Below are 6000 nucleotides of genomic sequence, written 5' to 3' on the forward strand. Positions count from 1 at the left end.
ATAAATTACATTACTACGATTTAATCATTCTCCTATTTCAATTGAATAGAGGTGCTGTGGATGCAATAGAACAACTGAACAACTCGAAAATGAAACAACAATTTGAACAAATAGAGAGCAAAAACAAAAAAAGCACCTTGATCACATTCCAAAATGGAATCATGATCAAGGCGCCTTTCTAAAAACGTTTCGTTTCGATCTATATGCTATGCAACAAATCTCATTTGTTAACGATTAGCGTTCAACTGCAACGATTGTGCTACCATTTGAACGAAATAATGATGCATACTTGAATCCTCAGTCAACTCCGGATGGAATGAGCACACAAGCAAATGCCCCTGTCTAGCAGCAACCATTTCTCCATTTGCTTCACAAATCACATCAACGTGCTCGCCAACCGCTTCTATGAGAGGAGCGCGTATAAATACCGCTCTTACAGGACTTTCAATGCCTTTTACTTCTAAATCCGTTTCAAAGCTTTCACGCTGGCGACCGAAGGCATTACGTCTTACTCGAATATCCATTAGCGCAAGATGTGGCTCTTCTGTGCCATGATTGCTTTCGATATGCTGAGCCAATACGATAAGTCCTGCACACGTGCCGAAAATCGGCTTCTGCTGTGCAGAAAATTGCCGGATCGCTTCAACAAAGTTGTAGCGGCGCATCAGCTTACCGATCGTTGTACTTTCCCCACCTGGAATAACTAAGCCATCCAGATCATCCAACTCATGCGGCCATTTAATTGCTACAGCCTCTGCACCAGCAGACTCAATGCTACGAATATGCTCAGCTACTGCCCCTTGCAGGGCGAGTACTCCGATTTTTATCTGTTTCATAGGTACAACCTTCTTTCTGCGAAATGCCTATGAAGCGATCGATTACCAGCCACGATCCTGCATACGCTCAGCAGGAGACAGCTTGGAAATTTCGATACCTTTCATTGGTGCACCTAAGTTCTTCGATACATTAGCAATCAACTCATAATCCGTGTAGTGCGTTGTAGCTTCTACGATAGCACGTGCGAATTTCTCAGGGCTGTCTGATTTGAAAATACCAGAGCCTACGAATACGCCATCTGCGCCTAAGTGCATCATCAAAGCTGCGTCAGCTGGTGTAGCTACACCGCCTGCAGCAAAGTTAACTACTGGGAGTTTTCCTGCTTCACTAACACTCTTCAATAGCTCATAAGATACGCCCAAGTTTTTCGCCTCTGCATACAACTCGTCCTTAGATAAGTTCTGTACTTTGCGAATTTGACCGTTAATAAGACGCATATGACGAACAGCTTCTACAATGTTACCTGTTCCAGGCTCACCCTTCGTACGAAGCATAGCTGCTCCTTCACTGATACGACGCAAAGCTTCACCTAGATCTTTTGCACCGCAAACAAAAGGCACTGTAAATTCATGCTTATCAATATGGAATACTTCATCTGCTGGCGTCAACACTTCCGACTCATCCAAATAATCCACGCCAAGCGATTCCAATACTTTAGCTTCAACATAGTGTCCGATACGGGCTTTAGCCATAACCGGGATGGAGACAACTTTCATGACTTCCTCGATAATTGTCGGGTCCGCCATACGGGCAACGCCGCCTGCTGCACGAATATCCGAAGGTACGCGCTCTAATGCCATTACAGCAACTGCACCAGCCGCTTCAGCTATTTTTGCTTGCTCAGCATTCATGACGTCCATAATGACGCCGCCTTTTTGCATTTCAGCCATACCACGTTTTACTCGAAATGTTCCTGTCTCAACGTTTGCCATGTCTCCTGCAACCCCCAATATTATAAGCATCTTTGCGTTATACGCGATTTACACATTTTACCCACTAATTGTAACGTATGACGTTTACATAGGCAACCGCTTTTGTCGGAATTAGAGCCGCAGTTTATAGCAAAATGTGTATCTATTTTAATTCAATTTAGAACAAGCTGCCAATAGAATTGAATAGATCAACGAAGAAATTTTTAATACCGCGGAAGAATAAACGCCACCAGCTTCCCTTTTCTACTTCTTCCGAAGCGATTAAGTTAACGGTTTGCTGCTCTTCTCCTGCTGTTCCTTTGTACGTATACGTAACCGTACCAATCTTCTGGCCTTGCTTAATAGGTGCTTCAAGCTGATCTTCAGGAGTTAGCTTCACTTCTTGCTTCAAGTTCTTCGCATCGAACTTAGCACCCTTGTCCACGACAAAGGCAACCTCTTTCTCCGTTACGATTGGAACTTCTGTTTCTACGCCGCTCTTAATTGGTGCTGTCTCCGTACCCGCAACTACTTGCTTAGGACCAATAACTTGCTTCAATTCAATATGTTTGAAACCATAATCCAATAGCTTTTTCGTCTCTGTGAAACGTGTTTCTTTCCGAGGGGAACCCATAACTACTGTAATAAGACGCATACCATCGCGCTCAGCTGTTCCAGCGAACGTGTACTTTGCTTGATCTGTAAATCCTGTTTTCATACCGTCCAGACCTTCATAAGCAAATTGGCGGAAATTTGTTACATCTTTATTCGCTTCAAGCATCCAGTTCAGATTGATAATCGGAGTTGCATCGCGCTCACGGAACTTATGTTGTTGAATCGTTGTGTATTTACTAAACTCTGGATGATCAATAACAATTGCACGAACAAGCTTAGCTACATCCCGTGCAGACATCACCGTTTCCTCATTACTAGCAGGCTGATACTTCTCAGGCATATCCTTCTTCCCTAGACCTGTGGAGTTAATGAAGTGTGTATCTTCCATACCAAGACGCTTTGCAGTCTCATTCATTAATTTGACGAACTGTTTTTCGCTCTGTGATATGTGCTCTGCTAATGCTACTGTAGCATCATTTGCGGACCCAATCGCCATTGCAATGTACAATTCTTCAACTGTATGCTGATCTCCCTTTGCCAGGAATATACGGGACCCTCCTGTTAGCGATGCGTGCTCAGTCGTAGTAACCACTGTATCCCATGATAACTCGCCAGCTTTAATTTTCTCCATGACGATATACTCTGTCATCATTTTCGTCATACTAGCTGGCGGAAGAGCTTTATCCGCTTCGTATTCTGCGTAAACTTGTCCAGTGCTCGCTTCCACAATGATTGCAGACGTTACTTTAAGATCCAGCTTAGTCTTCAATGAAGCACCCATGTTTTTGGCTGCTTCTGTCGATTTCGCACTAGATGTAGCTGAATTTGTTGAAGCTTTAACTTCTTTCTGAGCAACTTGCTCAGCTGCAACCATTCCTACAGATGGCAGCATAGTATAAGATAATATGTGCAAAGCTGTTGCCAATGCAACAGCGCGTTTCCAACGTGGACGTTTTGTACTTGTTTGGTTTATATTAGACACTTTAATAACTCCTTCCCAGATTGAACCTATTCCCTATTCTATCACAGCCGATAGCACGAAAAAAGACAGGGTAAAGATACCCTGTCTTCCAATAATTCGTATGAAACACCTCATAAACATATAAACATAAACAATTTAGCTACTTATGAAATGCCATATTACATGCTTATTAATAGGAATAGTTAGGAGCTTCCTTCGTAATTTGAACATCATGCGGATGGCTCTCACGCAATCCTGCACCTGTAATACGAACAAAGTGTGTATCGTTCTGCAACTGCTTCAAGCTTTCCGTACCGCAGTAGCCCATACCAGCTTTCAAGCCACCAATTAATTGGTGAATCGTATCTGCCAATGGACCTTTGTAAGCAACGCGGCCCTCGATTCCTTCTGGAACGAGTTTCTTCTCATTGCTACTGTCTTGGAAGTAACGATCCTTGGAACCTTTTTTCATTGCACCAAGGGAACCCATACCACGATAAACTTTGTAGCTACGTCCTTGGTAAATCTCAGACTCACCTGGGCTCTCTTCTGTACCAGCAAGCAAGCTGCCCAACATAACTGCGCTACCGCCAGCAGCAAGTGCTTTGGTAATATCACCAGAGTATTTAATACCGCCATCAGCGATAACTGGAATTCCATATTCACGAGCAACTGTCGCACAATCATAAATTGCTGTAATTTGAGGAACACCGATACCAGCAATAACACGAGTCGTACAAATGGAACCTGGTCCGATACCCACTTTAACAACAGATGCACCAGCTTCAATTAGGTCACGAGTACCTTCACCCGTAGCCACGTTACCAGCAATAATCGTCAGCTCTGGATAGCGTGCACGAAGATTGCGAACTGCGTCTAAAATATTTATGTGATGACCGTGAGCAGAATCGACAACGATAGCGTCAACGCCAGCTTGTACTAATGCTTCAGCACGATCAAATGTATCGCCAGAGATACCAACTGCTGCTCCTACAAGCAAGCGTCCTTGTGCATCTTTAGCTGCGTTAGGATATTGAATTGCCTTCTCAATATCTTTAATTGTGATAAGACCTTTAAGCGTATTATCTTCATCCACCAAAGGAAGCTTTTCAATTTTATGCTCTTGCAGCATAACTTGAGCCTGGTCCAACGTTGTGCCTACTGCCGCTGTTACCAAGTTTTCTTTTGTCATTACATCTTTAATAGCAATGCTGTAGTCAGCAACAAAACGCATGTCACGGTTCGTGATGATACCGACAAGCTTGTGATTCTCATCAACAATTGGAACACCCGAAATACGGAATTTGCCCATTAGCTTGTCCGCATCCGCAACAGAATGTTCAGGAGATAAGGAGAATGGATTTGTAATAACACCGCTCTCTGAGCGCTTTACACGATCCACTTCTTCAGCCTGCTGTTCAACTGGCATATTCTTATGAATAATACCCATACCACCCTCACGTGCGATAGCGATAGCAAGCGGAGCTTCCGTTACTGTATCCATACCCGCACTAATTAAGGGAATATTAAGTTTAACATTGTTACTCAAACGAGTAGCAACGCTTGTCTCTTTAGGTAGCACACTTGATTTACGTGGAACTAGCAATACATCGTCAAACGTTAAACCTTCTTTTACAAATTTAGACTCCCACACAGAAGAAGTCCCTCCCTTTTCCTAATCTTTTTTCTCTTAAATGTTGTCTTTTCAGCGAAAACAAAGGTTTTATTTTGTCTATAGGCTCTTAGATATTATGCCCATATTAGCAGAGGCTCTATAGCGTGTCAAGAAACAAAGCCCCCCCAGTAACAATAAACAAAATGGTTCTCCCAAATTGTGTTATGATCAGTATTAGTTACTTAAAAGTGAGTCCATCAGAGTGAGGTTTACGTATTACTGCATATAGCGATATATAAGGAGGATTTTATTCATGAAAAAGAGGTTCTTATGTGTGGCGCTGGGTGTACTTCTACTTAGTGGCTGCGGCCTAGTAGATCAAACAATACAAGAAGGTAAACAAGCCATTGAAGAAGGTACCAAAGTCATTCAAGATGGTGCACAATCCATTCAAAGTGTGGCCAACATCACTGCAGAAATAGATCGTATATATACAACGGCTACTGAACAAACCTTTAATGAAATGATCGAACCATTACGACAGGAATATCAAAACCTAACTTCAGCAATTAGTTGGGAACAGCTTGGAATCAACTTTAATACTTCTATACAAGATGCTATTAATAGTGCGAATTTGGATACCTTCAAACAAGCTGTTGAAAGCGAAGCATACCAACAATTTACCCAATCTGTAGATGGTGTAGTAAAAAATATTACTGGCCAATAGTAATAAAGCCATTGATCATATAGATCAATGGCTTGTTAATTTTCTACCTATTTAGCATAACTCTCACTAATATAAGGGCCTTCACCCTATAAAATGATTATTACACTTCAAACATCCTTAATCTGATTAAGATATAGAAACTAAATTCAACGATATAAAATAAATAACTAAATAAAAACAAAACCCACCGATGGAATCATCAGTGGGCTGTGTTTGCTTGGCAACGTCCTACTCTCCCAGGACCCTGCGGTCCAAGTACCATCGGCGCTGGAGGACTTAACGTTCGTGTTCGGGATGGGTACGCGTGGAACCCCTCCGCCATCGTCACCAAACA

Annotated in this window: 5 protein-coding genes and 1 rRNA gene; 1 reads left to right on the forward strand and 5 read right to left on the reverse strand. The window is 42.4% G+C overall.

Annotated elements, in window-relative coordinates:
• Positions 1 to 227 precede the first annotated feature (227 nt).
• The 4 genes from pdxT to guaB form a co-directional block, all read right to left on the reverse strand.
• Positions 228 to 827: a pyridoxal 5'-phosphate synthase glutaminase subunit PdxT gene (gene pdxT / locus IFO66_RS19675; protein ID WP_192026801.1), complete on the reverse strand. Its 600-nt coding sequence runs from the start codon at positions 825 to 827 to the stop codon at positions 228 to 230.
• 51 nt (positions 828 to 878) lie between these two features.
• The gene (gene pdxS / locus IFO66_RS19680) at positions 879 to 1769 is read right to left on the reverse strand and encodes a pyridoxal 5'-phosphate synthase lyase subunit PdxS (protein WP_192026792.1); all 891 of its coding nucleotides are present in this window, start codon (positions 1767 to 1769) and stop codon (positions 879 to 881) included.
• Between the two features lie 157 nt (positions 1770 to 1926).
• The gene (locus IFO66_RS19685; RefSeq protein ID WP_192026802.1) at positions 1927 to 3351 is read right to left on the reverse strand and encodes a serine hydrolase; all 1425 of its coding nucleotides are present in this window, start codon (positions 3349 to 3351) and stop codon (positions 1927 to 1929) included.
• Positions 3352 to 3514: 163 nt separating this feature from the next.
• Positions 3515 to 4978, reverse strand: a complete 1464-nt coding sequence (gene guaB / locus IFO66_RS19690; protein WP_192026793.1) for an IMP dehydrogenase — start codon at positions 4976 to 4978, stop codon at positions 3515 to 3517.
• Between the two features lie 274 nt (positions 4979 to 5252).
• Here guaB and IFO66_RS19695 point away from each other — a divergent pair, with 274 nt between their 5' ends.
• Positions 5253 to 5666 (forward strand): hypothetical protein, encoded by a 414-nt coding sequence (locus IFO66_RS19695; RefSeq protein WP_192026794.1) that lies wholly within the window; start codon positions 5253 to 5255, stop codon positions 5664 to 5666.
• A gap of 215 nt (positions 5667 to 5881) precedes the next feature.
• Here the strand turns inward: IFO66_RS19695 and rrf are convergent.
• Positions 5882 to 5998, reverse strand: a 5S ribosomal RNA gene (gene rrf, locus IFO66_RS19700).
• Positions 5999 to 6000: the final 2 nt, after the last annotated feature.

Source organism: Paenibacillus arenosi (genome assembly GCF_014841135.1).
In the GTDB taxonomy this organism is placed as follows: domain Bacteria; phylum Bacillota; class Bacilli; order Paenibacillales; family Paenibacillaceae; genus Paenibacillus_B; species Paenibacillus_B arenosi.